This window comes from Achromobacter sp. AONIH1 (assembly GCF_002902905.1).
Lineage (GTDB): Bacteria > Pseudomonadota > Gammaproteobacteria > Burkholderiales > Burkholderiaceae_B > Achromobacter.
On sequence record NZ_CP026124.1, the window covers coordinates 6,284,145 to 6,310,452 of the forward strand.

Sequence of the window (26,308 nt, forward strand, 5' to 3'; positions counted from 1 at the left end):
ATCCCGATGCAGACCGCCTACATCCCCGTCCCGACGATTCCCAAGCCGATGCCCGAATCCGCCGCCTGGAGCGCCGACGAGGTCCTGAAGCTGTACGACCTTCCGTTCATGGACCTGATCCATCGCGCACAGCAGACCCATCGCGCCCATTTCGATCCGAACGCCATCCAGCTGTCCAGCCTGCTGTCGATCAAGACCGGCGGCTGTCCCGAGGATTGCGCCTACTGCCCGCAATCCGCGCATCACAACACCGGCCTGGAAGCCGACAAGCTGATGCCGCTGGAAGACGTGATCGCCGCCGCGCGCGCCGCGCAGGCCGGCGGCGCGCAGCGCTTCTGCATGGGAGCCGCCTGGCGCAGCCCCAAGCCGCATCACCTGGAAGCGGTGGCCGAGATGGTCAGCGCGGTGAAGGCGCTGGGCATGGAAACCTGCGTGACGCTGGGCATGCTGGCCGAGGGCCAGGCCGAACAGCTCAAGCACGCCGGGCTGGACTACTACAACCACAACCTGGACACCTCGCCGGAGTTCTACGGCAAGATCATCTCCACCCGCACCTACCAGGACCGCCTGGATACGCTGGAGCGCGTGCGCGACGCCGGCATCAATGTCTGCTGCGGCGGCATCGTGGGCATGGGCGAGTCGCGCCGCGAGCGCGCCGGGCTGATCGCCCAGCTCGCCAGCATGGAGCCCTACCCCGAATCCGTGCCCATCAACAATCTGGTGCAGGTCGAAGGCACGCCGCTGGCCGGCGTCGAAGCGCTGGATCCGTTCGAATTCGTGCGCACCATCGCCGTCGCCCGGATCACCATGCCCAAGGCCAAGGTCCGGCTGTCGGCCGGCCGTGAGCAGATGGACGATGCGCTGCAGGCGCTGTGCTTCATGGCCGGCGCCAACTCCATGTTCTACGGCGACGCGCTGCTGACCACCGCCAATCCGCAGATGCAGGCCGACCAGCGCCTGCTGGCGCGGCTGGGCATGCACATCGACGCCGAGCCCGCGCACGAGGCGCCGGCGTGTCGCTGACGCCCGGCCTGCTGTATCTGGCGGCCAGCATCGCCTGCAGCGTGACGGTGGCCGCGATGCTGAAGCTGGCGCGCGGCTGGCGCATCGACGTGCGCCAGGCCATCGCGGTGAACTACGCGGTCGCCGCGACCTTGTGCTGGGCCCTGCTGCGACCGGCGTCCGACACGCTGTTCGCGGCGGGCACGCCCTGGCTGACGCTGGCGGCGCTGGGCATCCTGCTGCCCAGCGTGTTCCTCGCCATGGCGCAGGCCGTGCGCCATGCCGGCGTGGCGCGCAGCGACGCGGCGCAGCGCCTGGCCCTGTTCATTCCGCTGATCGCCGCGTTCCTGCTGTTCGGCGAGACGCCGGACGGCCGCAAGCTGGCCGCGATCGCGTTGGCGTTCTGCGCGCTGTATTGCCTGCTGCGCCGCCCGTCGCCGGACGGCGAGCCCGCCGAGGGCGGCCGCGACCGCTGGCTGTGGCCGCTGATAGTCTGGGCCGGCTATGGCGTGATCGACGTGCTGTTCAAGCAGGTGGCGCGCACCGGCACGGCCTTTTCCGGCGCGCTGCTGCTGGCCTTCATGCTGGCCGGGATGCTGATGCTGGGCTACCTCGTATGGCGTCGCGCGCGATGGGAGTGGCGCCATGCGCTGGCGGGCGTGGCGCTGGGTCTGGCGAACTTCGGCAATATCCTGACCTATATCCGCGCGCACCAATCGCTGCCGGGTCACCCGTCGGTGGTGTTCGCATCCATGAACATGGGTGTCATCGCCCTGGGCGCGCTGATCGGCGCCCTGGCGTTTCGGGAATCGCTCTCGCGCCTGAACCTGCTGGGGCTGGCGCTGGCCCTGGCGGCCATCGTGCTGATGATCCCCCGCTAGCGCTGCGCGCGGTCTCAGGTGCCGGTGCGCAGGCGCGATTCGGGCGCGTCTTCGTCCAGGTCTTTCGCGTCAGGCACCCGTCCCGCCTCGTAGCCCATGTCCCGCGCGGCCTCGGCGGCGGCGGGATGATCTGCCGCCGCCTCTGAGACCGCCGCGCCCGGAGCCGCCGCAGCGGCTGGCGCCGCACCCGTCACCACAGCCTCGGCGGCGACAGGGTCGACAGACTGCACGGCGGCCGTGGCGGGATCCGGCTCCACCATCTCGATCGTGATGTCGGTCTCGGGATCGACCCGGGGATCCAGCACCGCCGACGCGGGCGAGCTTTGCAGGGTATCCGGCATCGGCACGAAGTGGGTGGGCGCTTCCTGCACCTGGTGCGCGCCCGTGACGCGCGTCGGCCGCACCTGCCAGACCAGGATCAGCGCGCAGGCCGATACGAACATGTAGTACATGCTGTGCCCGCCCCAGGACATCAGCACGCCCGCGATCATGGGGCCGACGCAGGCGCCGACGCCGTAGGTCATCAGCAGCACCGCCGACAGGCTGACGCGCCGCTCGGATTCCACATGGTCGTTGGCGAAGGCCGCGCCCAGCGGGTACAGCGTGAATTGGAGCACGCCGAATACGGCGGACAGGGCCAGCATGGCCCAGAACGGCAGTTCGATCCAGCCCCACATCAGCGCCGGCAGGACCGCCAGCAGCAAGGCATTGAAGCGGATCAGCCCGGCGCGGTTGATGCGGTCCGACAACCAGCCCATCGGCCATTGCGACAGCAGGCCGGCGGTCACCGCCGTGGCCACGAACACCGCCGCCTGGGACGTGCTCATGCCGTGCTTGGCCCCGTAGACAGCGGCCAGGCCGTAGAACGCGCCGGACACATTGCCCGCCACGAACAGCACCGTCATGGACAGCGGCACGCGGCGCAGGAAGAATCGGATGTCCAGCGGCGCGGGCAAAGGCGTGGGCGGGTGCGAACGCGCCGTGACGGCGATCGGCACCAGACATAGCACCAGGCACATGGCGACCAGCGTCAGCGGCCGCAGGTCCAGCGTCGCATAGGCCGTCAGCGCCAACTGGCCCAGCACGGTGCCCAGGCCGGACACCACCATGTAGACGGAAAACACGCGCCCGCGCTGATGGTTCTCGGTCTGTTCGTTCAGCCAGCTTTCGATGACCATGAACTCGGTCACCATGACGATGCCGGAGATCACGCGGAACGCCAGCCACAGCGGCAGCGAGTCGACCAGCGTCTGCGCCAGGATCATGCTGGTGGCGACCGCCGCGCAGGCCACGAAGGCGCGGATGTGGCCCACCCGGATGATCAGCCTGTGCCCCAGTCGGGCGCCGCACACCAGGCCGAAGTAGTAGCCGGCGATCAGGGCGCCGATCCACACCTCGCTGACCGCCTGCGACGTCAGCCGCAGCCCCATGTAGGTATTGAACAGGCCCGTGCCGATGAGCATCAGCAGGGTCGCGAAGTACAGCGACGAGAACGAGGAAATGGTGGCGATCATGGCATCGGGCAGCCGCGGCCAGCGGCCTTTCGGCGGACCGCGCCTGCAGTCCGCCGTAAAACGGTAGAACGGAAGAGAATCAGGCCTGCGACAGCATGGTGGCCGCGTCGCTGACCTCGAACTTACCGGCGGCCTCGACGTTCAGCGTCTTGACCACGCCGTCCTCGATGAGGGCCGAATAGCGCTGCGAGCGCACGCCCATGCCGCGCTGGATCAGGTCCAGCTCCAGGCCCAGCGCCTTGGTCCACAGGGCCGAGCCATCGGCCAGCATGCGAACCTTGCCGTCGGTGCCCTGTTCACGGCCCCAGGCGCCCATGACGAAGGCGTCGTTGACCGACACGCACCAGATCTCGTCCACGCCCTTGGCCTTGAGCGCGGCGGCCTGCTCGACATAGCCCGGCAGGTGCTTGGCCGAGCAGGTCGGCGTGAAGGCGCCCGGCACGGCGAAGAGCGCGATCTTCTTGCCGCGGACCAGGTCGGCGACCTGGAAGGCGTTGGGACCCAGCGAGCAGCCCGCGGTCTCGGTTTCGATGAATTCGGTCAGGGTGCCATCCGGCACGCGGTCGCCGACTTTGATCGTCATGGAAATATCTCCGGCTGAAAAATCTGAAGAAAGAATGAATGGGGCAGAGCATTGAGGCGAGGCCGCCTCACACCCTCCATCATAGTTCCTGCGCGCGGGCGGCGCTTGCCGCGTCTGCAGCCCATGCCCCGGGCGGACGCCGCACCGGCAAAGAACATGAACAGACTGAAACGACTCAATACGGGCGCGTCGCTCCCGGAACGCGCGTCCGTTGCAATAATGTCGCAAGATTCATGGCATCCCGCGCGCGTCTTGCCGCCCGCGGGACCACACACGGAGAACATGCGATGCGCAAGATGGCAGGCGGCCTGATGGCCGCGTTGGCGCTGGGCTTGACCGGCGGCGCCTGGGCGGCGCCGGACGCCAGCGAACAATTGCAGTACGAATCCTTCGTCGTGGCGGCGGGCGCGTCCAATGGCGCGGCCCGCGCCTGCGGCGCTTCGGAGCCCGATCTCAAACAACATCAGGACACCTCGCGCAAGAACCTGCAGCGCTACGCCCAGGAATACGGCTTCAACGCCCAGAACTACGACACGCTCTTCGACAAGGGGCTGGACCAGGGCAAGGCCATGATGGAAGAGATGAAGCGCTCGGGCGTGGACGGCTGCCGCGGCGTGCTCGGCAGCTTCCAGAACGAGCGCGTCATCGGCTACGAGGACATGAAGGCGGCCTTGGCCGAGGTCAGCGACGGCCTGCCGGGGGAAACCGAGAAATAGGACAGAGGCACGGTTCGCGCCGTCCCTCGGGGCGAACTTGAAGCGGAAGAAAGCGCGACGCCCATGCGCCGCCGCCCTCGCCTACAGCCCGTTCTGCTTGAACCAGTCCAGCATGCGCTGCCAGGCCTGATCGGCCTCGGCCTTGCGGTAGCTGGGCCGGTAGTCCGCATGGAAGGCATGCGGCGCTTCGGGATAGATGTCGATGCGCGAGGCCTTGGCGGCGGCCGGCCCCTGGGCCAGCGCCACCCGCATGCGGTCCACGTCCGCCAACGGAATGCCGGCGTCCTTGCCGCCATAGGCGCCCAGCACCGGCGCCTTCAGGTCCCCGACCGCGCTCAGTACCGGGCGCGGCTTCAGCTCGCTGGGCTCGCCGCCCAGCTGCCCGTACCAGGCAGCGCCCGCGCGCAGCTTGGGATTGTGCGCGGCGTAGAGCCAGACCTGGCGTCCGCCCCAGCAAAACCCCAGGATGCCCAGTCGGCCCGCGTCGCCGCCATGCTCGGCGGCCCAGGCCGATGCGGCGTCCAGGTCGCGCTGCACCTGCGCGTCGGGCACCTTGCTGATGATTTCCGCCTGCAGCTTGGGAATATCGGTGTAGCGCGACGGGTCGCCCTGGCGCGCGAACAGCTCGGGCGCCACCGCCAGATACCCCAGGTGCGCCAGGCGGCGGCAGATATCCTGGATGTACTCGTGCACGCCGAATATCTCGGACACCACCAGCAGCGTGGGCAGGTTCTTCTTGCCCTGCGGCGCGGCGCGATAGGCCGGCATCTTGCCGTCGGCCACTGGAATGTCCACCTTGCCCGCCAGCAAGCCGGCGGCGTCGGTGGCTATCGCCGTCTGCGCCACTGCTTGCCCCGCCGCCAGCGAAAATCCCGCCGCCACCGACGTGGCGATGAAGCCCCGGCGGTCCAGCTTCAAGGGCGGCAGCAAGCTGTCGAACTGCGAATCCTGGTCGTTCATGCCTCATCTCCTGGGAAGAGCGCTCGCCCGTATCCGCACCAAACCGGCCACGAGCGGCAAGATTGCACTTCACACCTCACACTTCAACCACCAACGGCAACAGCGTCAGCCGTGCCACCTTCCAGTGAGGCACACTCCGGTAACGCACACTCCGCAAGGTCGCAGGCGCCGACACGGCCAGGTCGCCCCCAATCGGGATGTCGCGGATCCGGCTCCGCCGGTCCGCAGACATGCCCCCTGGAGGGGGAAGCGCGCAGCGCTTCGGGGGTGGGCTCATCCCTCTATTTCAGAGAGAACTCCACCCGCGACGGCACGCCATCGTCCTTGATGCCGTCGGCATCCAATTGCGGCGCGACGATGAAGACGCGCTCGGCCAGGCCCTCGTGAGCGAGCAGCTTCTCATAGACGGCCTGGGCGCGCGCGTCGGCCAACTGGCGCAACTGCTCGTCGCCCACCGGCGCCACGCTGCGCAGCATTTCCTCCATCTGCGCATCCGGTATGGACTTGGCGATGCCGATCAGGTTCCTGGGCTTGTCCTTGATGTCGGTATCGCCGTAGACCTCTTCCAGGTACTTGGAGCGCTCGGCGGGCGACACGTCGACGCCGGCCGGGTTGGGCTTCTTGCCGCGCGGCGCGACGGCGGCGGCCTTGGCGGCGCGGATCTTGCTTTCGATCCAGGCCTGGCGCAGGCCCTCCATGTCGGTCTTGGGGTCGGCGCGGCCGCTCAGATCCATCTTCAGGCCGGGACGGTCGGTCAGGGCCTTGATCAGCGTGTCGATGCGCTGCTGGGAATCCTCGGTCAGCGCCGCGCTGCCCGGCGCGAACTCCACGTAGGACAGCTCCTCGCCGCCGCCGAAGGCCGAGGCGAGCAGGCTGAAGGGCGAAGTCACCGCCTTGACCACCAGGTTGAGCACCACGCGCACCACGATACCGCCGACCGAGAACTCCGGATCGTCCAGCGAACCGGAAATCGGCAGGTTGATGTCGATATTGCCGCGCGAGTCCTTCAGCAGCGCCACGGCCAGCAGCACCGGCAGCTTGGTCGCGTCGGGGCTGTTGGTCTTGTCGCCGAAGGTCAGCTGGTTCAGCACCACATGGTTGCTGGCGGTCAGCGCGCGATCCTTGATCTTGTATTCCAGGTCGACCGACAGCTTGCCGCGCTTGATGGGATAGCCCACGTACTTGGCGGAATAGGTGTTGAAGCGCGGCAGGTCCACGCCCTTGGCCGACGCCTTCAGGTCCAGTGCCAGGAACTTGGCGAAGGGCTGCACCACGCCGCTGATCGACAGCGGCGCGGTGGTGTACACACGGCCCGTGACCTTGACCTTGGCGGGCTGAGGATTGCTGGACGACACCGCCGAGATCGAGCCGTCGATGCTGGACAGCTCCGCCACGTAGTTCGGCTTGACGAAGCGGTCGGTGAAGGTCATGCGGCCGCGCGTCAGGGTCACGCTGTTGAGCGAGATATCGGGCATGCCGCCGCTCTTGGCGGCGGGTTCGGGCGCGGCGCGGCGCGCCGGCGTCTGCGTGTCCTGGGTGATGGAGCCGCCCGCCTGTCCGGGCGCGGCCACCAGGTCCATCACGTTGAGCCGGCCCTGCGCGTTGAGCAGGATGCGACCGTAGAAATCGTCCAGCGCGATATCGCCCAGCCTGGCGCCGATCTTGTCGCCGGCGACGGAGATATCCATGCCGGAGAACGCCAGGCGCTTCCAGTTCAGGAAATCGTCCTTGTTGACGCGGTCCTGCAGGTCCAGGTCGGTGACTTCCACTCCGCCCTTCCAGGCGGCCGAGAGCGGCGCCTTGCCGTTGGCGGCCGCGAAGGCCGCTTCGCCCTTGGCTCCCAGCGTGATGGCGCGCACGGTGGCGTTCAGGCTGGAGGCGAAATAAGGCGCGAACGAGGCCACGTTCAACGCCGACAGGTCCACCGAGGTGCGCAGCGTCAGCGGCTGCGGCGTGAACGCCCCCTTCAGGGCCAGCTTGCCGTTGCCCTGCACGCCATCGGCGTCCAGCGTGAAATTGCTTTGTCCCGGTCCCATGGCCAGCCGGTCGGCGGTCAGGTGCAGGCGCTGCAGCGCGACATCCAGAGCGGGCTTCAGGGATTCGTCGCGCGCCTTGAACTGGGTCAGCTCGGCTTGCGCGCCGGTGGCGGACACGTCCACCACCCCGCCCGTGTCCAGCACGTGCACTTGCGCCGACAGCGCCACGCGACCGTCCTGCAGCGTGATCGGCGCGGCGCTGCGCACGGCCGGCGCGAATGGCGCCAGCGCCACGTTGCCCATGCGGAAAGACATTTCCAGCGCCAGCGGTTGCAGCACCAGCGGACCCTTGGCGCGGATCCAGCCACCGTCGGTGCTGTTGTCCACCGTCAGCCACAGGTTGATCGGGCGATCCTTCTGCTGCGGAAGCTCCACGCCCTCGACCGTGGCCGCGATGCCGGTCATCGAGTAGTCGAGCTTGCTGACCGCATCGGTCAGGTGCAGCTCGCCTTCATGGATATTGAAGGCGTCCAGCGTGATCTTCCATTCGGCCGGCTCGGCCGGCTGGGGCGCCGGGGCCGTGCCTGCCGGACCATCCGGAGGCGCGGCGCCCGCGGCAGCGGACGCCGACGGCGTGGCCGCGCCAGCCGCAGCGCCGCCTGCGGCGGGAATCGCAGACTTGGGTTCGGCGGCTTTGGCTTCGGCCGCCTTAGCATCGGCACTCTTCGCATCAGCCGCCTTAGCATCTCCGGCCTTAGCATCCGCCGGTTTCACGCCCGCCGGCTTGGCAGCTGCCGCAGCAGAAGCCGCCTTGCCCGCTTCGGGTGCGCCAGCCTGCGCGGCGGAGACCTTGGCCGAGGCCCGCGGATCCGCAGTCTGGGCGGCGGCCTTGCCCGCATTCGGCGCGGCCTTGGCATCCTGTGTCTTGGCATCCGCCGGCTTGCCCGCAACCGGCTTGCCACCCGCAGGCTTGGCCGCGCCGGGCTTGGCGCCCAACTGCTGCAGCTGCTCGGCCACGTCCTGCCAGTTCAGCCTCAGGTTCTCGTAGCGGCGCGCATGCACCTGCGGCGCCCACAGGCCGACATCGCCGATATAGGCCTGCCGCGCAATCGGTTCGAGTTCCAGCCGCGATACCGTCAGCGCGCTCCAGGACGCCAGCTCGGCGCCCGACTTGTCGCGCAGATCGAACTGGCGCAGGCCCAGATCGCCCACCACCCGGATCTTGGGCGGCGCATCCTTGGGCTGCTCGAACACCACACGCAGGTTCGAATCGAGCAGCGCGCGCTCCAGCTTGAACGGCAGCGGCATGGGCCACACGTCGGCCCACTTCTCCAGCTGCAGGCCGGAGAAGGTCACGTTCAGCGTCGAGGACGGCACCTTCTCGAAGGGCCGCGCCACGCCGGTCAGGTCGAAGGGGCTGCCGTTGATGCGCAGGTGCAGCCGTGGCTGCACGTCGATGTCGGTGGCATAGCCGAAGGTGGAGATGAACGGCACGCCCAGCGTGAACTCGTCCACCACCTGCTTGCGGCCGGTGACCTTGTCGTCCAGCGTGACCGAGCCGCCCTCGATGCGCATGTTGTTGAGCGAGAAGCGCGGCAGGCCTTCGTCGGGCTTGGGCGGTTCCTCGGGCTTGGCGGCGCTCATCTCGGCCACGCGCTGCTGCACGTCCGAGAAGTTGAAGCGCGTGACGTCCTCGCGCACGATGGCGATCTTCGGCTCGCGCAGCGTCAGCCGGTCCACCACCGGCGCGAACCAGAACAGCGAACTCCAGGCGGCGCTGGCGTCCAGTTCGGCCAGCGTCAGCAGCGGTGTCTCGGATCCTGGCTGCGCGATCGCCAGGTCCCTCGCGCGGACGGTCAGGGTAAAGGGATTGAAGCTGATCTTGCCGACGGAAACGTCGCGGCCCAGCATCTTGGAGACGTCCTCGGTCAGGACGGAGCGCAGCACCTTGGGCACCTGCCAGGCCGCCACGCCGCACAGCAGCAGCGCCACGGCCACGATGGACAAGAGAATCTTGCCGACGCGCCGGGTGAACCTGAACTTTGGCATCCGCATGGGCATCGCGAGTCTCCTGGTACGACAAATTGTAGGCACTGGCCGCGCGTCGGGTACGTGTTTTGCGGGCGATTATCGCGCCCCCCGCACGGCTCGTCTATCATAGGGCGTATCAGCGGCCCGACCCGGACCATGCCGGTCCGCCGCGGCCGCTATTTTCAATCATTAACAATTCTCGATCCCGACCCATGTCCTCCTCCGCCCCCACTCTCAGCCACCTGGACGAAGCCGGCCAGGTCCGCATGGTCGACGTCATCGGCAAGGCGGACAGCGAGCGCGTGGCGGTCGCCGCGGCCAGCGTGCGCCTGAACGCGGTGGCCTACGGCCTGCTGACCGCGCCCGGCCAGGGCAAGGGCGAAGTCCTCAACACCGCGCGCGTGGCCGCCATCCTGGCCGCCAAGCGCTGCGCCGAGCTGATCCCGCTTTGCCACAGCCTGCCGCTGTCCTTCGTGGGCGTGGAGTTCGCGCTGGACGACGAAGCCCATCGCGTCGACATCCTGGCCACCTGCCGCACCAGCTACAAGACCGGCGTCGAAATGGAAGCCATGACGGCCTGCAGCGTCGCCGCGCTGACCATCTACGACATGTGCAAGGCGGCCGACAAGGGCATCGTGATCGAGCAAGTTCGCCTGAAGTACAAGGCGGGAGGAAAGAGCGGTGAGTGGCGCAACGATTGATCTGCTGTACTTCGCGCGCGTGGCCGAACTGGTCGGCAAGCGCGGCGAGGCCTGGCCGCTGGACGATGAATCCACCGGCGCGCAACTGCTGGCCGCGCTGGGCGAGCGCTATCCGCAGCTAGCCCCGGCCTCGCGCCTGAAGCTGGCCGTCAACCAGACCCATGCCAAGCCCACGGTCGTGATCCGCCCCGGCGACGAAGTCGCGGTATTCGAGCCCGTGACCGGAGGCTAGAGCATGAGCGCCAATGTGGTCATCGTCCAGGAAGCCGATTTCGACGGCGCGGCCCTGACCGCCGCGTTGCGCGAGCAGGCCGGCGCGGGCGTCGGCGGTATCGTCACCTTCGTGGGCTACGTGCGCGACTACGCACCCGATGCGCCGACCGAAACGCTGTTCCTCGAACACTATCCCGGCATGTGCGAGCGCGAGCTTGAAGACATCGCCGCCACGGCCCACGCGCGCTGGAACCTGGCCGGCACCGTGATCGTGCACCGCGTCGGCGCGCTGTCGCGCAACGCCCAGATCGTGTTCGTGGCCGCCGCCAGCGCCCACCGCGGCGACGCCTTCCGTGGCTGCGAATACATCATCGACGCGCTCAAGACGCGCGCGCCCTTCTGGAAAAGCGAGACGCTGGCCGGCGGCAAGCGTTTCTGGGTCGAACAGCGCCAGGCCGACGAGGACCGCACGCGGTCCTGGGACGAGCCCCCGGCCGGCAACAAGGACACGCAATGAAGCAAGCCCCCGCCGAACCCGTATCGCTGGCCTGCGCCGTGCTGACCGTCAGCGACACGCGCGGCCCCGGCGACGACACCTCCGGCAACCTGCTGGCGCAGAGCCTGGCCCAGGCCGGCCATCAATGCGTGCGCCGCGACATCGTCAAGGACGACCTCTACCAGATCCGCCGCATCATCAGCGACTGGATCGCCGATCCCGCCGTGCAGGTCATCCTGACCTCCGGCGGCACGGGCTTCTCGCACAAGGACACCGTGCCCGAGGCCATCGGCCCGCTGCTGGACCGACAGATCCCCGGCTTCGGCGAGCTGTTCCGCCAGTTGTCCTACGAAGAGATCGGCAGCTCGGCCCTGCAATCGCGGGCCCTTGCCGGCTACGCCAACCAGACGCTGCTGTTCTGCCTGCCCGGCTCCAACAACGCCTGCGAAACCGCCTGGACGCGCATCATCCGCGAACAGCTCGACAGCGGCCATCGCCCCTGCAATTTCGCCACGCACTTCAAGAATCGCGAAGACAACTGACCCCATGCTGGATTTCGATCACGCCCAGACCCTGCTGGCCAACGCCGCCGGCCCGCTAGACCGCGTCGAGGACGTCGCATTGGCCGACCTGGCCGGCCGCGTGCTGGCCCGCGACCTGACCGCGACCGTCGACATTCCCCCCGCCGACAACAGCGCGATGGACGGCTACGCCCTGCGCGCGGCCGACTGGAGCGACAGCGCGCGCCTGCCGGTGCAGCAGCGCTGCTACGCCGGCGACACGCCCGAGCCGCTCAAGCCGGGGCACGCCATCCGCCTGTTCACCGGCAGCCTGATTCCCGAAGGCGCCGACGTGGTGGTCATGCAGGAAGACGCCGAGGAGGCCGACGGCCACGTGCGCATCTCGCGCGCGCCCGCCCTGGGCCAGCACATCCGCCTGCGCGGCGAGGACACCCTGGCCAGCGCGCCGCTGCTGGCCGCCGGCACGGTGCTGGAAGCCGCCCACGTGGCGCTGCTGGCCTCGCAGGGCATGGCCACGGCGCCGGCGCGCGCCCGCCTGCGCGTGGGCATCCTGACCACCGGCGACGAGCTGGTGCCGCCCGGCGCCACGCGCGCGCCCGAGCAGATCTACAACTCCAACGGCCCCATGCTGGCCGCGCTGGCGCGCGGCATGGGCGCCGAGCCGGTCCACGTGCTGCATGCGCGCGACACCGAGGCCGACCTGCTGGCCTCGTTCAAGACGCTGCTGGCCGATTGCGACCTGGTGCTGAGCGTGGGCGGGGTGTCGGTCGGCGAGCGCGACCTGGTCAAACCGGCGCTGGCGACCCTGGGCGGCGAACTGTCGCTGTGGAAGGTGCGCATGAAGCCGGGCAAGCCGGTGGCCCTGGCGCAGATCGGCGGCAAGCCGGTGGTCAGCCTGCCGGGCAACCCGGTGTCGGCCTATGCCGTGTTCACGCTGCTGGTGACGCCGCTGGTGCGCCGCATGCAGGGCCGCGAAACGCTGTTCCCGCCGGTCAGCCTGCTGCCGCTGCGCACCGAGCGCACGCGCCAGGACAGCCGCGAGGAATTCCTGCGCGTGCAGCGCCGCGTGGCCGATGACGGCTCGGCCGAACTGGTGCCCTACGGCCACCAGGGGTCCGGCGTGATCAGCTCGCTGCCCTGGTCCACCGGACTGGCGCGCGTGCCGGCGGACACGCCGGTGCAAGACAAGGACCGCGTCCCCTACTACGACCTGCGTCACTGGCTGGCGTAGCGCTCGGCCCGCTCCAGCTCTTCCGGGGTGTTGACGTTCATGAAGGCCTCGGGCGTCTCGTCGAAACGGGCTTCGGCCGCGCCCAGGCGCGACTGCCACAGCCCCACCCGGCGCTCGCCCGACGCCAGATACTCACGCAACGCGGGCAGCAACGACACCCGCAGCGCCATGCAGGCCGGATGGCGCACCCCGTCCGCGCTGGCATAGGCCAGCGGCACGCCCGTCGCCAGCGCCGCGCCGACCAGGCGCGCGGCCAGGTCTGGCGGCAGGAACGGCGTATCGCAGGGCGCGACCACCAGCCATTGCGCGTCGCCGGCGGCCAGCAAGCCCGCCATCACGCCGGCCAGCGGCCCGGGCCAGCCCTGCAGCCCCGCCACCCCGTCGCCGACGACCTCGCCATAGCGCGCGTAGCTGTCCGCGTTGCGGTTGGCGCTGATGATCAACCTTCCCACCTGCGGCGCCAGCCGGCGCGCGGCATGCCCCGCCAGCGGCTCGCCCCGCAACTGGACCAGCCCCTTGTCACGCCCGCCCATGCGCGAACCCTGGCCGCCGGCCAGGATCAGGCCGGCGAGCGCCTGCCGGTCGGGCATGGCGGGATCAGCCACCGATGTAGCTCATTTCAATCTTGCGCGACGGATCGGCCATGTTGCGCCCGCGCAGCTCGGAATAATTGTCACCGCGTGCCGCCCAGATGCCGGCGATGATGGCGGCCAGCTCGTCGTCGCTGGCGCCGTCGCGCAGCGGCGCGCGCAGGTCGTGGCCGTCGTGCGCGAAAAGGCACAGGTACAGCTTGCCTTCGGGCGACAGGCGCGCCCGCGTACAGCCGCCGCAGAAGGCCTGCGTCACGCTGGAAATCAGGCCGATCTCGCCGCCGCCGTCCAGGTAGCGCCAGCGTTCGGCCACGCGCCCCATGGCGTCCGCGACGACGGGCTCCAGCGGGAATTCCTGGCCGATGCGCGCCAGCACTTCGCTGCTGGGCACCACTTCCGCCATGTTCCAGCCGTTGGTGTTGCCCACGTCCATGTACTCGATGAAGCGCAGGATGTGGCCGCTGTGGCGGAAACGCCGCGCCATGGGCAGGATCTGGCCGTCGTTCAGGCCGCGCCGCACCACCATGTTGACCTTGACCGGGGCCAGCCCGGCCTCGGCCGCCGCATCCACGCCGCGCAGCACGTCGTCGGGCGTGAAGCCGCTGTCGCTCATGTCCTGGAACATGGTCGCGTCCAGCGCGTCCAGGCTCACCGTCACGCGCGACAGCCCGGCCTGCCTCAGCGCCTCGGCCTTGCGCGCCAGCAGGCTGCCGTTGGTGGTCAGGGTCAGGTCCAGCGGCCGGCCGTCGGGCGTGCGCAACGCGGCCAACTGGCTGACCAGGTTCTCCACGTGCTTGCGCAGCAGCGGCTCGCCGCCGGTCAGGCGCAGCTTTTCCACGCCCAGCCGCGTGAACACATTGGCCAGCCGCGCGATCTCCTCGAAGGACAGCAGCGCTGAATGCGGCATGAAGGAATAGCTGCTGTCGAACACCTCGCGCGGCATGCAGTAGGTGCAGCGGAAATTGCAGCGATCCGTGACCGAGATGCGCAGGTCGCGCAAGGGACGCGCGCGCAGGTCGAGCGCGGGCTGCCCCGCCGGCGGCAGGGCGCCGGGCGCGACGGCGGGCAGGCCACCGCGCCGATCGGCAAGGAAAATCACTTTGGTCATGGTGGAATCATAGCCCGGCGCAGTCCGCGAGGCGCTCAGGAAAAAGCCTCGTCCAGGGTTTGCAGCCGGCCCGTGTCGCGGGTGTCGTAGCCGGCCAGCTGGCCGACGTAGCCCAGGTAGTCCGGACTGCGCAGGATGGCCAGCAGCTCGCGCATGGCCGGCGTCTCCAGCGCGCTCCTGCGGATGGCGAAGAAATAGCGCTCGCGCACCAGCGGGATGAAATCCAGCCCGAAGCGCCGGGCCGCCGTCTCCACGCCCACGCCGGTATCGGCCATGCCGCTGGCGATATGGGCGGCGATGGCCATGTGGGTGAATTCATTGCTTTCGTAGCCCTGCACGTCGCCGATGGAGACATTGGCGCGCTGCAACATCAGACTGATCAGATGGCGCGTGCTGGAACCGATCTGGCGGTTCACGAAGCGCACATCGCCGCGCGCCAGGTCGGCGATGCCATGGATATTCTTGGGATTGCCCGCCACCACGAACAGGCCGGTATTGCGCACGGCCAGGTGGATCAGCAGGTAGTCGTCGGCGTGCAGCCACTGGGCATAGCGCGCCATGATGGGTTCCTCGAACTCGCCCAGCGGCACCTGGAAGCCGGCCAGGTCGCATTCGCCCCGCTCCAGCGAGGCCAGCGCCTCGATCGCGGTGCGATAGCGCAACTCCAGGCCGGCGCCGCCGCCCATGCGCTGCATCAGCGATTCCACCGCGAAGCCGTGACTGGCGTGCAGGCGCAGATGCGGTCCGCTTTCCGGCAGCAGCCGGGCCAGTTCCTCCTGCAGTTCCGAGGCCATGCTTTCCAGCGTGGGCATCAGACGGGCCTCGATGCGCCGGTTGGCCCACAGCAGGCGCTGGGCGAAGGGCGACAGCTGCGTGCCCTGGCGCCGGTTGGTGATCAGCAACGCGGTGCCGAAGATGCCCTCGAAACGGCGCAGCACGCCCCAGGCGTGCCGGTACGACAGTCCGCAGGCGCGGCAGGCACCGGCGATGTTGCCGCTGGCGTCGATGGCGGCCAGCAGCGCCAGCATGTCCTGCAGCGGCACCGGGCCGGCATCGCCCTCGGACGTCAGCGTCCATTGCGGCCGCAGGCCGATTTGGAACTTATATGTCATTTATTTCATATTGAAGCCGGGATTCCAGCCAAGTAGAGTACACAAAAAACGCGGATTCCAGACAATTAATATGCTCCTGAAAACATATTAATCACGCTTCAGGATCAGGAATCCGCCCGCTGACCGCTCCTACGGGGGCCCGTAATCAGTCATCAGGAGGAGACCGCCATGCGCACCCGCGAGGCAAAATCCGATCTCGCGTCCACCGGCGGCGCCCGCGGCGGCCAGCAGGCGCTGGACGCCGCACAGGCCTCGCAGACGCCGGCCGTGGCCGCCACGGCCCGCATCGTCGCCCGCCTCAAGGACCAGCCCGGCCCGCTGCTGCCGGTGCTGCACGCGGTCCAGCACGAGCTGGGCTGTATACCGGCCGAGGCGGTGCAGACCATCGCCGAGGCCCTGAACCTGTCCCGCGCCGAAGTCCACGGCGTCATCACCTTCTACCCCCACTTCCGCAGCGCGCCGGCCGGCCGCCACGTCATCGAGATCTGCCGCGCCGAGTCCTGTCAGGCCATGGGCGGGGAACAGCTCGCCGAGCATGCCCGCCACGCGCTGGGCTGCGACTTCCACGCCAGCACGCCCGATGGCGAATTCACGCTGGAGCCGGTGTACTGCCTGGGCCTGTGCGCGCAATCGCCCGCCATCATGATCGACGGCCAGCCCAAGGCCCGCGTCACGCGGGACAAGCTCGACCGCCTGCTGGCGCAGGCCCGCCAGGCCGCCGCCCCGGAGGACGCCCGATGAACGCCCCGATCAGGATCTACGTGCCGCGTGACGCGGCGGCGCTGGCGGTGGATGCCGACGCGGTCGCGCGGGCGATCGAGGCCGCCGCCGAACAGCGCGGCCTGGCCGTGCAGCTGGTGCGCAATGGCTCGCGCGGACTGCTGTGGCTGGAACCCATGGTGGAAATCGCCACGCCCGCAAGCCGCGTCGCCTACGGGCCGGTGCAGCCCGAGGACGTGGCCGGCCTGTTCGAGGCCGGCTGGCTGCAGGGCGGCGCCCACCCGCTGCGGCTGGGTCCGACCGAGGACATCCCCTACCTGAAGCACCAGGAACGCCTGACCTTCGCCCGCGTCGGCATTACCGACCCGCTGTCGCTGCAGGACTACGCCGCGCACGGCGGCCTGGAGGGACTCAAGCGCGCGCTGTCCCTGGCGCCCGAGGCCATCGTCCAGGAACTCATCGATTCCGGACTGCGCGGACGTGGCGGCGCGGCCTTCCCCACCGGCATCAAATGGAAGACGGTGGCCGGCACGCCGGCCGACCAGAAATACATCGTCTGCAACGCCGATGAGGGCGATTCCGGCACCTACGCCGACCGCCTGCTGATGGAAGGCGACCCGTATGTGCTGATCGAGGGCATGACCATCGCCGGTCTGGCCGTGGGCGCGACCCAGGGCTACATCTACGTGCGCTCCGAGTACCCGCACGCCATCGCCGCGCTGGAAGCGGCCATCGCGCGGGCGCGCGAGGTCGGCTGGCTGGGCGCGGATGTACACGGCAGCGGCCGGCGGTTCGACCTGGAAGTGCGCAAGGGCGCCGGCGCCTACATCTGCGGCGAGGAGACCTCGCTGCTGGAAAGCCTGGAGGGCAAGCGCGGCGTGGTGCGCGCCAAGCCGCCGCTGCCGGCCATCTCCGGCCTGTTCGGCAAGCCCACCGTGATCAACAACGTCATCTCGCTGGCCACGGTGCCCATCATCCTGGCCAAGGGCGCGGCCTATTACCGCGACTATGGCGTGGGCCGCTCGCACGGCACCCTGCCCTTCCAGCTGGCCGGCAACCTCAAGCACGGCGGGCTGGTGGAAAAGGCCTTCGGCCTGACGCTGCGCGACCTGCTGTACGGCTTCGGCGGCGGCAGCGCCTCGGGCCGGCCGCTGCGCGCGGTGCAGGTTGGCGGACCGCTGGGCGCCTACCTGCCCGAATCGCAATGGGACGTGCCGCTGGATTACGAGGCCTATGCGCGGATCTCGGCCATGATCGGCCACGGCGGCCTGGTGGCCTTCGACGACACCGTCGACATGGCGCGCATGGCCCGCTACGCCATGGAATTCTGCGCCGTCGAGTCCTGCGGCAAGTGCACGCCCTGCCGCATCGGCTCGACGCGCGGCGTGGAGACCCTCGACAAGATCATGGCCGGCGGCCCGGCGCGCGAACAGCAGGTGCATCTGCTGCGCGACCTGTGCGACACCATGCTGGGCGGCTCGCTGTGCGCGCTGGGCGGCATGGCGCCGTACCCCGTGCTGTCCGCCCTGAACCACTTCCCGCAGGACTTCGGCCTCGCCGACAGTCCCGCACCCGCCGCCAGCGCGGCCTGACGCCGCCCGCCCGGAGACCGCCATGCTGGAAACCGTCATCAAGCGAGACCGCGACCTGGGCACGCCCGCCCGCGAGTCCACCCAGACCGTCACCCTGACCATCGATGGCCAGGAAGTCACCGTGCCCGAAGGCAGCTCGCTGATGCGCGCGGCCGCCGAGGCCGGCATCAACATCCCCAAGCTCTGCGCCACCGACAGCCTTGAACCCTTCGGCTCGTGCCGCCTGTGCCTGGTGCAGATCGACGGACGCCGGGGCTATCCGGCATCCTGCACCACGCCGGCCGAGCACGGCATGGTGGTGCACACCGAGACGCCCAAGCTGCGCGAGCTGCGCCGCGGCGTCATGGAGCTGTACATCTCCGACCACCCGCTGGACTGCCTGACCTGTCCGGCCAACGGCGACTGCGAGCTGCAGGACATGGCCGGCGTGGTCGGCCTGCGCGAGGTGCGCTACGGCTACCAGGGCGCCAACCACCTGGACAGCGCCAAGGACGAGTCCAATCCGTACTTCACCTACGACCCGTCCAAGTGCATCGTCTGCAACCGCTGCGTGCGCGCCTGCGAGGAAACCCAGGGCACCTACGCCCTGACCATCTCCGGCAAGGGCTTCGAATCGCGCGTGTCGCCCGGCCAGGACCAGCCGTTCCTGGACAGCGAATGCGTGTCCTGCGGCGCCTGCGTGCAGGCCTGCCCCACGTCCACGCTGCAGGAAAAGACCGTCATCATGATGGGCCAGGCCGAGCACTCGGTGATCACCACCTGCGCCTATTGCGGCGTGGGCTGCGGTTTCAAGGCCGAGATGAAGGGCCAGGAAGTGGTGCGCATGGTGCCCTGGAAGGACGGCCAGGCCAACCGTGGCCATTCCTGCGTCAAGGGTCGCTTCGCCTGGGGCTACGCCACGCACAAGGAACGCGTGCTCAAGCCCATGATCCGCCAGCGCATCACCGACCCGTGGCGCGAGGTTTCATGGGACGAGGCCATCAACCACGCGGCCTCGGAATTCCGCCGCATCCAGGCGCGCCACGGGCGCGACGCCGTCGGCGGCATCACCTCATCGCGCTGCACCAACGAGGAAACCTGGCTGGTGCAGAAACTGGTGCGCGCGGCCTTCGGCACCAACAACGTCGACACCTGCGCCCGCGTCTGCCACTCGCCCACCGGCTACGGCCTGAAGCAGACGCTGGGCGAATCGGCCGGCACCCAGACCTTCGATTCGGTCATGCACACCGACGTGGTGATCGTGATGGGCGCCAACCCCAGCAGCGGCCACCCGGTGTTCGCCTCGCGCCTGAAGCGCCGGCTGCGCCAGGGCGCGCGCCTGATCGTGATCGATCCGCGCCGTATCGAGCTGGTCAGCTCGCCGCACATCAAGGCCGATTTCCACCTGCAGGTGCGGCCCGGCACCAACACGGCGCTGCTGTCCTCGCTGGCGCACGTCATCGCCACCGAGAAACTGATCGACGAAGCCTTCGTCGCCGAACGCTGCGAGGAAAAGGCGTTCCGGGAATGGCGCGACTTCGTCTCGCTGCCCGAGAACTCGCCCGAGGCGATGGAAGAAATCACCGGCGTGCCGGCCCGCGACGTGCGCGGCGCGGCGCGGCTCTACGCCACCGGCGGCAACGGGTCGATCTATTACGGCCTGGGCGTCACCGAGCACAGCCAGGGATCGACCACCGTGATGGCCATCGCCAACCTCGCCATGGCCACCGGCAACGTGGGCCGCGAGGGCGTGGGCGTGAACCCGCTGCGCGGCCAGAACAACGTGCAGGGTTCCTGCGACATGGGCTCGTTCCCGCACGAACTGCCCGGCTACCGCCACATCTCCGACGACGCGGCGCGCGCGCTGTTCGAGCGCGACTGGGGCGTGACCATCCAGCCCGAGCCCGGCCTGCGCATCCCCAATATGTTCGAGGCCGCGCTGGGCGGCACGTTCAAGGGGCTGTACTGCCAGGGCGAGGACATCGTGCAGTCCGACCCGAACACGCAGCACGTGGCCGCGGCGCTGGCGGCGATGGAGTGCATCGTGGTGCAGGACCTGTTCCTGAACGAGACCGCCAAGTACGCCCACGTCTTCCTGCCGGGCTCGTCCTTCCTGGAAAAGGACGGCACCTTCACCAACGCCGAGCGCCGCATCTCGCGCGTGCGCAAGGTCATGGAGCCCAGGAACGGCAAGTCGGACTGGGAAGTGACCGTGGCCCTGTCCAACGCGCTGGGCTATCCCATGAACTACCGCCACCCCGGCGAGATCATGGAAGAGATCGCCCGGCTCACGCCCACCTTCGCCGGGGTCAGCTATGACAAGCTGGACCGGCTGGGCAGCCTGCAATGGCCGTGCAACGACGAGGCGCCGGACGGCACCCCCATCATGCACATCGACCAGTTCGTGCGCGGCAAGGGCCGCTTCATGATCACCAAGTACGTGCCCACCGACGAGCGCAGCACGCGCCGCTTTCCGCTGCTGCTCACCACTGGGAGAATCCTGTCGCAATACAACGTCGGCGCGCAGACCCGCCGCACGCCCAACGTCATGTGGCACAGCGAGGACGTGCTGGAGATCCACCCGCAGGACGCCGAGGACCGCGGCGTGGCCGAGGGCGACTGGGTCGGCATCCAGAGCCGCGCTGGCGAGACCGTGCTGCGCGCCACGCTGACCGACCGGGTCCAGCCGGGCGTGGTATACACCACCTTCCACTTCCCCGAATCCGGCGCCAACGTCGTCACCACCGACAGCTCCGACTGGGCGACCAACTGCCCCGAATACAAGGTCACCGCCGTGCAGGTCACGCGCGTGTCCCAGCCTTCGGAATGGCAGCGCCAATGGTCGCGCTTCGCGGACATCCAGCACAAGCTGCTGCGCGAGCGGGCCCGCGAGAGCGACGCGGCGATGACGGGGAAATGATGCCGTCCCGGCGCGCGCGAACCGCGCGCCGGCAACGCCGCCACACCCCGCCAGCCGCAACGATACGCACGCAAAGCATGAGCCAGCCCGCCGAAGACCGCCACGACAGCATCCCCGCCCAGGTGACCCGTATCCGGGCCGGCACCATCGCGTCCGCCACGGAAGCCGACCACCTGGCCGAGGAGACCCCGGTCGCGCTGGAATACAACGGCATCAGCCACGCCACCATGCTGGCCACGCCCGCCGACCTGGAAGACTTCGCATTGGGCTTCTCGCTGTCCGAGGGCATCATCGACAGCGCCGCCGACGTGCGCGGCATCGACGTGGCTCCGCAATGCGACGGCATCGTGGTGCAGCTGGAAATCTCCAGCGCCTGCGAGGCGCGGCTCAAGTCGCGCCGCCGCGCCATGGCCGGCCGCACCGGCTGCGGCCTGTGCGGCGTGGAAACCCTGCCTGAAGTGCTGCGGCCGGTGCCGCCCGTGGCCGCCGGCGCGCCACTGCGCGCCCAGGCCGTGCTGGCCGCCATGCGCGACATGCGCGCGCGCCAGCGCCTGCACGACCTGACCGGCGCCACCCACGCCGCAGGCTGGGCCGGCGCCGACGGCACCATCGCCCTGCTGCGCGAGGACGTGGGCCGGCACAACGCGCTGGACAAGCTGGTCGGCGCGCTGGCGCGGCAAGGCCTGGCCGCGGCATCCGGCATGGTGCTGGTGTCCAGCCGCGCCAGCTTCGAGATGGTGCAGAAGACCGCCGCCGCCGGCGTGCCCGTGCTGGCCGCCGTATCCGCCCCCACTGCGCTGGCCGTGCGGCTGGCGCAAGAGGCCAACATCACGCTCTTGGGCTTCCTGCGCAACGACGACGCCACGCTGTACGCCCATCCCGAACGCATTCTTTCCTGACCCGGACCCGCATGGAAATCGGCAACCTGATCCGCATGGCCAACCGCATCGGCCAGTTCTTCGAAGCCATGCCCGACCGGCAGGAGGCCGGCGAAGGCGTGGCCAACCACATCCACAAGTTCTGGGAGCCGCGCATGCGCACGCAGCTGCTGGACTTCCTGGCCGGCCAGCCGGACGGCGAAGCCGGACAGGAAACGCTGCATCCGCTGGTGCGCGAAGCGGTGCTGCAAAACCGCGACCGCCTGACGCCGGCGGGCCGCAAGCCGGACTGAGCGCGACGTCTTCGGTAGCGCCGGCGTCCCTATTGCAGCAACGAAACATTCAAGCCGCTGATGCGCTTGAATGCCGTATCGCCTGTCAGCATCACATGCGCGTTACCGAGCTGCAGGCAGCACGCGGCTTGCAGGGCGTCCGGCGTGCGCGTGCCGTGCCTGGCGCGTATCGCCGCCGCCAGTTCCACCGCCTTGCAGTCCATTTCCAGCCAGATCAAGTCCGGCAGCGCGAAAAACGCGTCGAACCTGGCCAGTGTGGCGCTATCGTTGCGCCGCATCGGCCCGATGCGGCACTCCAGCCATGACAGCCGGCTGAGCGCAACTCTCAAGCCCGGATGCGCGCGGGACAATCTCGACAATTCGGACTGGACCGCGCTGGCTTGGGGTTCCTGCCCTTCTATCCGATAGATCAGCGCGTTCGCATCGAGAAAGGCGATCACCAGTCGCGCTCCTGCTTGAGCGCGGCGTCGATCTCGGCCTTGTCACGCGCGCCCGCGCCTGACTGCGCAAGCAGCCATTGCATGGCCGTCATGCCGAGACGCTCGGCCGGCCGCCCTTCGATCAGGCGCTGGTAATCATCCGCCGACAGCACAACCACGGCGGGCCTGTTGCGCTTGAAGATATGCACCGGGCCATGCGCCAGGGCCTCTTCAAGGGCAGCCATTCCGCGGCGCTTGAGTTCTGCAATGGTCAAGGTATTGGTCATTGGGCCCCCCTTCAGTACTATTTCATCAAAAACAGTACTTACTTCGGTGCCCTCCGGCAACATCCAATTCAGCGGCAACCCGCCGCCCGCAACCTCGGCAACGCCAGCGCCAGCCTTGGCGCGTATGGCAAACAAGCTGTTCATGATGCGTGACTCCCCAAGTGGTTTCTCGGACGCAATTACGCGTTCCTGCGCACGGCTTCAGAGTCCGAGGCTCCGATTAGCGCATGCCTGCCGACGGCCGCCCTTGCCTCGCTTCACAAAGACACCGCCGACGGCCTAGCGTCCGCGAATATCGATGTCCTGGCAATGCCCCCCCGACGCGCTTTTGTCACGCCACGGCGATGAAAAGGGCTAATCCGATTCACGCTAAGCTATCGTCTCAGCCAAAACCTCGCGTTCCAAGCCGCCCCTTTCCGCGCGTACCTTCGCCCTTGAATCACAACACCTCCATGACCGCCCTGCCCCCATCCCGTCCCGCCCGCGGAGCCCAAGCTTGATCGCCCCCGAACTGCACTGGGAAGAAGACCAGGCCGCCCGCCATGCCCTTTGGCGCTCGGAATCCGAGGCCCCGCCGCCCAAGCGCGTCGTGGTCGCGGACGACCGGATCACGGCGGACCAGGCCTATCGCCTGGCCTGCGAGGGCACCGGGCTGCTGTGGCGCGGCGACTACCAGAACGCGCGCCAGCTGCTGCAGGCAATGACGCGGCGGGTGGACAAGCGTCCCCGCAAGCCGGCCGACACGCTGCTGGCGGCCTTCAACCAGCACCGCATGGCGCAGGCGCAGCGCGCCCGCATCCTGGGCATGCTGCTGATTCCCTTCGACGCCGGCCATGGCATCCCGCTGCGCCGCGCGCCGGACGCGCGGCTGGCCTGCGAACAGGCTTATGGTCCGGCCGACGCGCCCTACGTGGCCTCGCTGCGCGAGCTGCTGGGCCTGATCGGCGCTTACGAATGGCGCAGGAAGGGCGTGGAGATCCCCGCGCTGGGCGGCGACCGCATCCATCCGCACTACGGCGTGTTCTCGCCGGTGCGCGGCGAATACGTGGACCTGGTGGCACAGGCGCCGCTGCCGGCCGGCGACACGGCCTTCGACATCGGCGTCGGCACCGGCGTGCTGTCGGCCGTGCTGGCGCGACGCGGCCTGGCTCGTGTGATCGCCACCGACCAGGATGCGCGGGCGCTGGCCTGCGCCCGCGAAAACCTGGAACGCCTGGGCCTGACGAATCGCGTTGAACTCGTCCAGGCCGATCTGTTTCCGCCGGGCCGCGCGCCGCTGGTGGTCTGCAATCCGCCCTGGCTGCCGGCCCGCCCCAGCTCGCCGGTCGAATACGCGGTCTATGACCCGGACAGCCGCATGCTGCGCGGCTTCCTGGACGGCCTGGCCGCCCATCTGACGCCGGGCGGCGAAGGCTGGCTGATCCTGTCCGACCTGGCCGAGCACCTGGGCCTGCGCAGCCGCGATGACCTGCTCGACATGATCGCGCGAGCCGGCCTGCGGGTGGTCGACCGTATCGACACGCGGCCGCGCCACGGGCGCGCCGCCGACGCATCCGATCCGCTGCACGCGGCGCGCTCGCGCGAAGTCACCTCGCTCTGGCGGCTGGCCGCAGCCTGACGGCCTGACGAGCCGACCTGCCGAAACCCGCCGGCCTCGGCGCTGGCGGCCTCTAGACCCGCCCGGCCGCCACGTTCACGCTGATGGCGATGATGAAGACATTGAAGAAGAAGGCGATCACGCTGTGCACCAGCGCCGTGCGCCTCAGCCGGCGGTTGACGATCTGCACGTCCGACACCTGGAAAGTCATGCCCAGCACCAGGGCGAAGTAGGCGAAGTCCCAGTAGTCCGGCTCCGGCGTGCCGGGGAATTCCAGGCCCTTGTGCGTGGGACTGCGGCGGCTGTAGTAGCCGTGCGCGTAGTGCAGCGCGAAGATCATGTTCATGTACAGCCAGGACAGCACGATGCTGACCGCCGCCGCGACCATGTCCAGCGCACCGCTGGCCCCCGGGGATGAGCGCAACTCCATCCACAGCGCCATGACGATCAGGCAGGAGATCGCCACGCTGCTCCACAGCACCGCGCTGCGGCCCACGTCGACCAGCTGCGCGCGTTCGCGCATGGATTGCGGCGTGGCCCGCGTGAACGCACGCGCCGTCGCCAGCAGGAACACCAGCGCCGCCACGTCGAAGGCCAGCAACGCGGCGCGGCTATAGGACAGGCCCGCCGCCCGAAACGCCGCGCCCAGCGCGATGGCCAGCAAGGCGCTCAGCGCCAGCCTGCGATGCGCGTGAAAGAACGGCAGGGCCCGGACCGCGCCCGTCCCATCGGGCGCATGGCCGGCGGCCGGCTGCTGCTGCGGATCCCTGACGGGCTGCGACATGGCTTGCTCCTGGCTGATGGCGCGCCGCTCCTTGCGGCGACGCGGCAAGCTACACGCTAACCGATCCCGAGCAAACCCACCATGCTTCCGGCGAACAGCAGCCACAGCGGATGGATGCGCGTGACGCTGCCCAGGATGGCCACCGCCGCCGTGATGGCGCCCAGCAGCCAGCTGTGCACCGAGGATTCCGTGATCAGCGAAGCGCTGGCGGCCACCAGCCCGACCGTCATGGGAAAGATGCCGGCCTGCACGATGCCGCGCCAGGGCCGGTCCTTGAAGCGTTCCCACAATCCCAGCGCGATCACGGTAATGATCGAGGACGGCCCGAACTTGGCCAGGGTGGTGACCAGCATGCCGGACCAGCCTGCCACGTGCCAGCCCACCAGCGTGACCACCATGAGATTGGGCCCCGGCGCCGCCTGCCCCAGCGCGAACAGCGCGGAAAAGTCGGCGGCCGTCATCCAGCCGTGCACATCGACGACCTGCCGCTGCATTTCCGGCAGGATGGTGTTGCCGCCGCCGAAAGCCAGGACGGACAGCTGCGTGAAGATCTGGGCCAGCGCCCACAGCGTCTGCATCATCGTCTTTGCCTCCAGACCAGCAGGATGCTCAACGGCGTCAGCACCGCCATGGTCGGCAGCAGCGGAATGCGCAGCACCGCGATGCAGATGAAACAGGCCGTGGCCACGACGCCGGCCAGCCAGTCGCGCCGCTTGATCACGGGCAGGCCGATCTTGACCGCCATCGAAATCAGCAGGCCCGCCGCCGCCGCGGCCAGCCCGGCGAACAGGTGCTGCACATGCGGATCGTTCTGGAATCTGTCGTAGACCATGCCCAGCAGCACCACGATGATCGACGGCGCCAGGATCAGTCCCATCAGCGCGGAAAAGGCGCCGCGCGGACCTCGGAATTTCATGCCCAGCGCCACCGACAGGTTGATGATGTTGCCGCCGGGCAGGAACTGGCACAGGCCCAGCAGATCGGTGAATTCCGCCCCGGACAGCCAGCGGTGCTTCTCGACCACCATGCGGCGCGCCAGCGGCAGCGCGCCGCCGAAGGCCGTCAGGCCGAGCATGAGGAACCCTTGGAACAATTGCCCGCAGCTCGGCGCGGGCGCGAGGCCGGCTTCGGCGGTAGGAGTCGCTGCATTCATTTTTTATTGCCGGCGCAAGGCCGGTAGGGTGGAAGGCCGCGCCTGCGCGCC

The 26,308-nt window shown here is 69.0% G+C and carries 26 protein-coding genes; 14 read left to right on the forward strand and 12 right to left on the reverse strand.

Annotated features, from left to right (window positions below; all coding sequences use genetic code 11):
- Positions 1 to 6: 6 nt before the first annotated feature.
- Both bioB and C2U31_RS28680 read left to right on the forward strand, forming a co-directional pair.
- The gene (gene bioB, locus C2U31_RS28675; protein WP_103275890.1) at positions 7 to 1,023 is read left to right on the forward strand and encodes a biotin synthase BioB; all 1,017 of its coding nucleotides are present in this window, start codon (positions 7 to 9) and stop codon (positions 1,021 to 1,023) included.
- Positions 1,020 to 1,883, forward strand: coding sequence for a DMT family transporter (locus C2U31_RS28680; protein ID WP_103276631.1), 864 nt, complete (start codon positions 1,020 to 1,022; stop codon positions 1,881 to 1,883). The genes bioB and C2U31_RS28680 overlap by 4 nt, the downstream gene beginning before the upstream one ends.
- Before the next feature lie 14 nt (positions 1,884 to 1,897).
- Here the strand turns inward: C2U31_RS28680 and C2U31_RS28685 are convergent, their stop codons facing one another.
- Complete coding sequence (locus C2U31_RS28685; RefSeq protein ID WP_233772538.1) at positions 1,898 to 3,397, reverse strand: MFS transporter; 1,500 nt, start codon at positions 3,395 to 3,397, stop codon at positions 1,898 to 1,900.
- Positions 3,398 to 3,476: 79 nt separating this feature from the next.
- Positions 3,477 to 3,980, reverse strand: coding sequence for a peroxiredoxin (locus C2U31_RS28690; protein ID WP_103275891.1), 504 nt, complete (start codon positions 3,978 to 3,980; stop codon positions 3,477 to 3,479).
- A 287-nt stretch (positions 3,981 to 4,267) separates the two neighbouring features.
- Between C2U31_RS28690 and C2U31_RS28695 the strand changes: the two genes are divergently transcribed.
- Positions 4,268 to 4,696 (forward strand): hypothetical protein, encoded by a 429-nt coding sequence (locus C2U31_RS28695; RefSeq protein WP_103275892.1) that lies wholly within the window; start codon positions 4,268 to 4,270, stop codon positions 4,694 to 4,696.
- Positions 4,697 to 4,777: 81 nt separating this feature from the next.
- On the opposite strand, the gene C2U31_RS28700 is transcribed toward C2U31_RS28695, so the two are convergent.
- The gene (locus C2U31_RS28700; protein WP_103275893.1) at positions 4,778 to 5,656 is read right to left on the reverse strand and encodes a dienelactone hydrolase family protein; all 879 of its coding nucleotides are present in this window, start codon (positions 5,654 to 5,656) and stop codon (positions 4,778 to 4,780) included.
- A 281-nt stretch (positions 5,657 to 5,937) separates the two neighbouring features.
- Positions 5,938 to 9,693, reverse strand: a complete 3,756-nt coding sequence (locus C2U31_RS28705; RefSeq protein ID WP_103275894.1) for a DUF748 domain-containing protein — start codon at positions 9,691 to 9,693, stop codon at positions 5,938 to 5,940.
- A gap of 182 nt (positions 9,694 to 9,875) precedes the next feature.
- Here C2U31_RS28705 and moaC point away from each other — a divergent pair, with 182 nt between their 5' ends.
- From moaC to glp, 5 genes are read left to right on the forward strand one after another with little or no spacing between them, the layout of a single operon-like run.
- Positions 9,876 to 10,364, forward strand: a complete 489-nt coding sequence (moaC, locus tag C2U31_RS28710) for a cyclic pyranopterin monophosphate synthase MoaC (RefSeq protein ID WP_103275895.1) — start codon at positions 9,876 to 9,878, stop codon at positions 10,362 to 10,364.
- Positions 10,345 to 10,596 carry a MoaD/ThiS family protein gene (locus C2U31_RS28715; RefSeq protein WP_103275896.1) on the forward strand — a complete coding sequence of 84 codons (252 nt, stop codon included), beginning with the start codon at positions 10,345 to 10,347 and terminating at the stop codon, positions 10,594 to 10,596. The genes moaC and C2U31_RS28715 overlap by 20 nt, the downstream gene beginning before the upstream one ends.
- A 3-nt stretch (positions 10,597 to 10,599) precedes the next feature.
- Complete coding sequence (locus C2U31_RS28720) at positions 10,600 to 11,094, forward strand: molybdenum cofactor biosynthesis protein MoaE (protein ID WP_103275897.1); 495 nt, start codon at positions 10,600 to 10,602, stop codon at positions 11,092 to 11,094.
- Positions 11,091 to 11,615, forward strand: a complete 525-nt coding sequence (gene moaB, locus C2U31_RS28725; protein WP_103275898.1) for a molybdenum cofactor biosynthesis protein B — start codon at positions 11,091 to 11,093, stop codon at positions 11,613 to 11,615. The genes C2U31_RS28720 and moaB overlap by 4 nt, the downstream gene beginning before the upstream one ends.
- Positions 11,616 to 11,619: 4 nt before the next feature.
- Positions 11,620 to 12,825: a gephyrin-like molybdotransferase Glp gene (glp, locus tag C2U31_RS28730; protein ID WP_103275899.1), complete on the forward strand. Its 1,206-nt coding sequence runs from the start codon at positions 11,620 to 11,622 to the stop codon at positions 12,823 to 12,825.
- On the opposite strand, the gene mobA is transcribed toward glp, so the two are convergent.
- The 3 genes from mobA to C2U31_RS28745 are packed head-to-tail and all read right to left on the reverse strand — an operon-like array spanning position 12,810 to position 15,635.
- Positions 12,810 to 13,430 carry a molybdenum cofactor guanylyltransferase MobA gene (gene mobA, locus C2U31_RS28735; RefSeq protein WP_233772541.1) on the reverse strand — a complete coding sequence of 207 codons (621 nt, stop codon included), beginning with the start codon at positions 13,428 to 13,430 and terminating at the stop codon, positions 12,810 to 12,812. The genes glp and mobA overlap by 16 nt on opposite strands.
- The gene (gene moaA / locus C2U31_RS28740) at positions 13,423 to 14,523 is read right to left on the reverse strand and encodes a GTP 3',8-cyclase MoaA (protein ID WP_103275901.1); all 1,101 of its coding nucleotides are present in this window, start codon (positions 14,521 to 14,523) and stop codon (positions 13,423 to 13,425) included. The genes mobA and moaA overlap by 8 nt, the downstream gene beginning before the upstream one ends.
- A gap of 35 nt (positions 14,524 to 14,558) precedes the next feature.
- A complete protein-coding gene (locus C2U31_RS28745; protein ID WP_103275902.1) occupies positions 14,559 to 15,635 on the reverse strand; it encodes a substrate-binding domain-containing protein in 1,077 nt (358 codons plus the stop codon).
- Positions 15,636 to 15,803: 168 nt separating this feature from the next.
- Between C2U31_RS28745 and C2U31_RS28750 the strand changes: the two genes are divergently transcribed.
- From C2U31_RS28750 to C2U31_RS28770, 5 genes are all read left to right on the forward strand, one after another.
- The gene (locus tag C2U31_RS28750; protein WP_103275903.1) at positions 15,804 to 16,376 is read left to right on the forward strand and encodes a formate dehydrogenase subunit gamma; all 573 of its coding nucleotides are present in this window, start codon (positions 15,804 to 15,806) and stop codon (positions 16,374 to 16,376) included.
- Positions 16,373 to 17,947, forward strand: coding sequence for an NADH-quinone oxidoreductase subunit NuoF (locus C2U31_RS28755; protein ID WP_103275904.1), 1,575 nt, complete (start codon positions 16,373 to 16,375; stop codon positions 17,945 to 17,947). The genes C2U31_RS28750 and C2U31_RS28755 overlap by 4 nt, the downstream gene beginning before the upstream one ends.
- A 22-nt stretch (positions 17,948 to 17,969) precedes the next feature.
- Positions 17,970 to 20,846: a formate dehydrogenase subunit alpha gene (gene fdhF / locus C2U31_RS28760; protein WP_103275905.1), complete on the forward strand. Its 2,877-nt coding sequence runs from the start codon at positions 17,970 to 17,972 to the stop codon at positions 20,844 to 20,846.
- Between the two features lie 77 nt (positions 20,847 to 20,923).
- Positions 20,924 to 21,745 (forward strand): formate dehydrogenase accessory sulfurtransferase FdhD, encoded by an 822-nt coding sequence (fdhD, locus tag C2U31_RS28765; protein ID WP_103275906.1) that lies wholly within the window; start codon positions 20,924 to 20,926, stop codon positions 21,743 to 21,745.
- 11 nt (positions 21,746 to 21,756) lie between these two features.
- The gene (locus C2U31_RS28770) at positions 21,757 to 22,017 is read left to right on the forward strand and encodes a formate dehydrogenase subunit delta (protein ID WP_103275907.1); all 261 of its coding nucleotides are present in this window, start codon (positions 21,757 to 21,759) and stop codon (positions 22,015 to 22,017) included.
- 29 nt (positions 22,018 to 22,046) lie between these two features.
- Here C2U31_RS28770 and C2U31_RS28775 read toward each other — a convergent pair whose 3' ends face one another.
- Both C2U31_RS28775 and C2U31_RS28780 read right to left on the reverse strand, forming a co-directional pair.
- The gene (locus tag C2U31_RS28775; protein ID WP_158658492.1) at positions 22,047 to 22,457 is read right to left on the reverse strand and encodes a PIN domain-containing protein; all 411 of its coding nucleotides are present in this window, start codon (positions 22,455 to 22,457) and stop codon (positions 22,047 to 22,049) included.
- The gene (locus C2U31_RS28780) at positions 22,454 to 22,867 is read right to left on the reverse strand and encodes a type II toxin-antitoxin system Phd/YefM family antitoxin (RefSeq protein WP_103275909.1); all 414 of its coding nucleotides are present in this window, start codon (positions 22,865 to 22,867) and stop codon (positions 22,454 to 22,456) included. The genes C2U31_RS28775 and C2U31_RS28780 overlap by 4 nt, the downstream gene beginning before the upstream one ends.
- Positions 22,868 to 23,219: 352 nt before the next feature.
- On the opposite strand from C2U31_RS28780, the gene C2U31_RS28785 reads away from it, so the two are divergent.
- The gene (locus tag C2U31_RS28785; protein ID WP_103275910.1) at positions 23,220 to 24,341 is read left to right on the forward strand and encodes a class I SAM-dependent methyltransferase; all 1,122 of its coding nucleotides are present in this window, start codon (positions 23,220 to 23,222) and stop codon (positions 24,339 to 24,341) included.
- A 52-nt stretch (positions 24,342 to 24,393) separates the two neighbouring features.
- Here the strand turns inward: C2U31_RS28785 and C2U31_RS28790 are convergent, their stop codons facing one another.
- Genes C2U31_RS28790 through C2U31_RS28800 form a run of 3 tightly spaced genes read right to left on the reverse strand, consistent with a single transcriptional unit; the run spans position 24,394 to position 26,257 of the window.
- Positions 24,394 to 25,104: a DUF1345 domain-containing protein gene (locus C2U31_RS28790; protein WP_103275911.1), complete on the reverse strand. Its 711-nt coding sequence runs from the start codon at positions 25,102 to 25,104 to the stop codon at positions 24,394 to 24,396.
- Between the two features lie 56 nt (positions 25,105 to 25,160).
- Complete coding sequence (locus C2U31_RS28795; protein ID WP_103275912.1) at positions 25,161 to 25,685, reverse strand: chromate transporter; 525 nt, start codon at positions 25,683 to 25,685, stop codon at positions 25,161 to 25,163.
- Positions 25,682 to 26,257: a chromate transporter gene (locus tag C2U31_RS28800; protein WP_103275913.1), complete on the reverse strand. Its 576-nt coding sequence runs from the start codon at positions 26,255 to 26,257 to the stop codon at positions 25,682 to 25,684. Before C2U31_RS28800 ends, C2U31_RS28795 begins: the two co-directional genes overlap by 4 nt.
- Positions 26,258 to 26,308 lie beyond the last annotated feature (51 nt).

Coding starts and splice junctions, on each gene's coding strand:
- bioB (WP_103275890.1), top strand. CDS start 7: ATGCAGACCGCCTACATCCCCGTCCCGACGATTCCCAAGCCGATGCCC.
- C2U31_RS28685 (WP_233772538.1), bottom strand. CDS start 3,397: ATGATCGCCACCATTTCCTCGTTCTCGTCGCTGTACTTCGCGACCCTG.
- C2U31_RS28690 (WP_103275891.1), bottom strand. CDS start 3,980: ATGACGATCAAAGTCGGCGACCGCGTGCCGGATGGCACCCTGACCGAA.
- C2U31_RS28695 (WP_103275892.1), top strand. CDS start 4,268: ATGCGCAAGATGGCAGGCGGCCTGATGGCCGCGTTGGCGCTGGGCTTG.
- C2U31_RS28700 (WP_103275893.1), bottom strand. CDS start 5,656: ATGAACGACCAGGATTCGCAGTTCGACAGCTTGCTGCCGCCCTTGAAG.
- C2U31_RS28705 (WP_103275894.1), bottom strand. CDS start 9,693: ATGCCCATGCGGATGCCAAAGTTCAGGTTCACCCGGCGCGTCGGCAAG.
- moaC (WP_103275895.1), top strand. CDS start 9,876: ATGTCCTCCTCCGCCCCCACTCTCAGCCACCTGGACGAAGCCGGCCAG.
- C2U31_RS28720 (WP_103275897.1), top strand. CDS start 10,600: ATGAGCGCCAATGTGGTCATCGTCCAGGAAGCCGATTTCGACGGCGCG.
- moaB (WP_103275898.1), top strand. CDS start 11,091: ATGAAGCAAGCCCCCGCCGAACCCGTATCGCTGGCCTGCGCCGTGCTG.
- glp (WP_103275899.1), top strand. CDS start 11,620: ATGCTGGATTTCGATCACGCCCAGACCCTGCTGGCCAACGCCGCCGGC.
- moaA (WP_103275901.1), bottom strand. CDS start 14,523: ATGACCAAAGTGATTTTCCTTGCCGATCGGCGCGGTGGCCTGCCCGCC.
- C2U31_RS28745 (WP_103275902.1), bottom strand. CDS start 15,635: ATGACATATAAGTTCCAAATCGGCCTGCGGCCGCAATGGACGCTGACG.
- C2U31_RS28750 (WP_103275903.1), top strand. CDS start 15,804: ATGCGCACCCGCGAGGCAAAATCCGATCTCGCGTCCACCGGCGGCGCC.
- C2U31_RS28755 (WP_103275904.1), top strand. CDS start 16,373: ATGAACGCCCCGATCAGGATCTACGTGCCGCGTGACGCGGCGGCGCTG.
- fdhF (WP_103275905.1), top strand. CDS start 17,970: ATGCTGGAAACCGTCATCAAGCGAGACCGCGACCTGGGCACGCCCGCC.
- fdhD (WP_103275906.1), top strand. CDS start 20,924: ATGAGCCAGCCCGCCGAAGACCGCCACGACAGCATCCCCGCCCAGGTG.
- C2U31_RS28770 (WP_103275907.1), top strand. CDS start 21,757: ATGGAAATCGGCAACCTGATCCGCATGGCCAACCGCATCGGCCAGTTC.
- C2U31_RS28780 (WP_103275909.1), bottom strand. CDS start 22,867: ATGAACAGCTTGTTTGCCATACGCGCCAAGGCTGGCGCTGGCGTTGCC.
- C2U31_RS28790 (WP_103275911.1), bottom strand. CDS start 25,104: ATGTCGCAGCCCGTCAGGGATCCGCAGCAGCAGCCGGCCGCCGGCCAT.
- C2U31_RS28795 (WP_103275912.1), bottom strand. CDS start 25,685: ATGATGCAGACGCTGTGGGCGCTGGCCCAGATCTTCACGCAGCTGTCC.
- C2U31_RS28800 (WP_103275913.1), bottom strand. CDS start 26,257: ATGAATGCAGCGACTCCTACCGCCGAAGCCGGCCTCGCGCCCGCGCCG.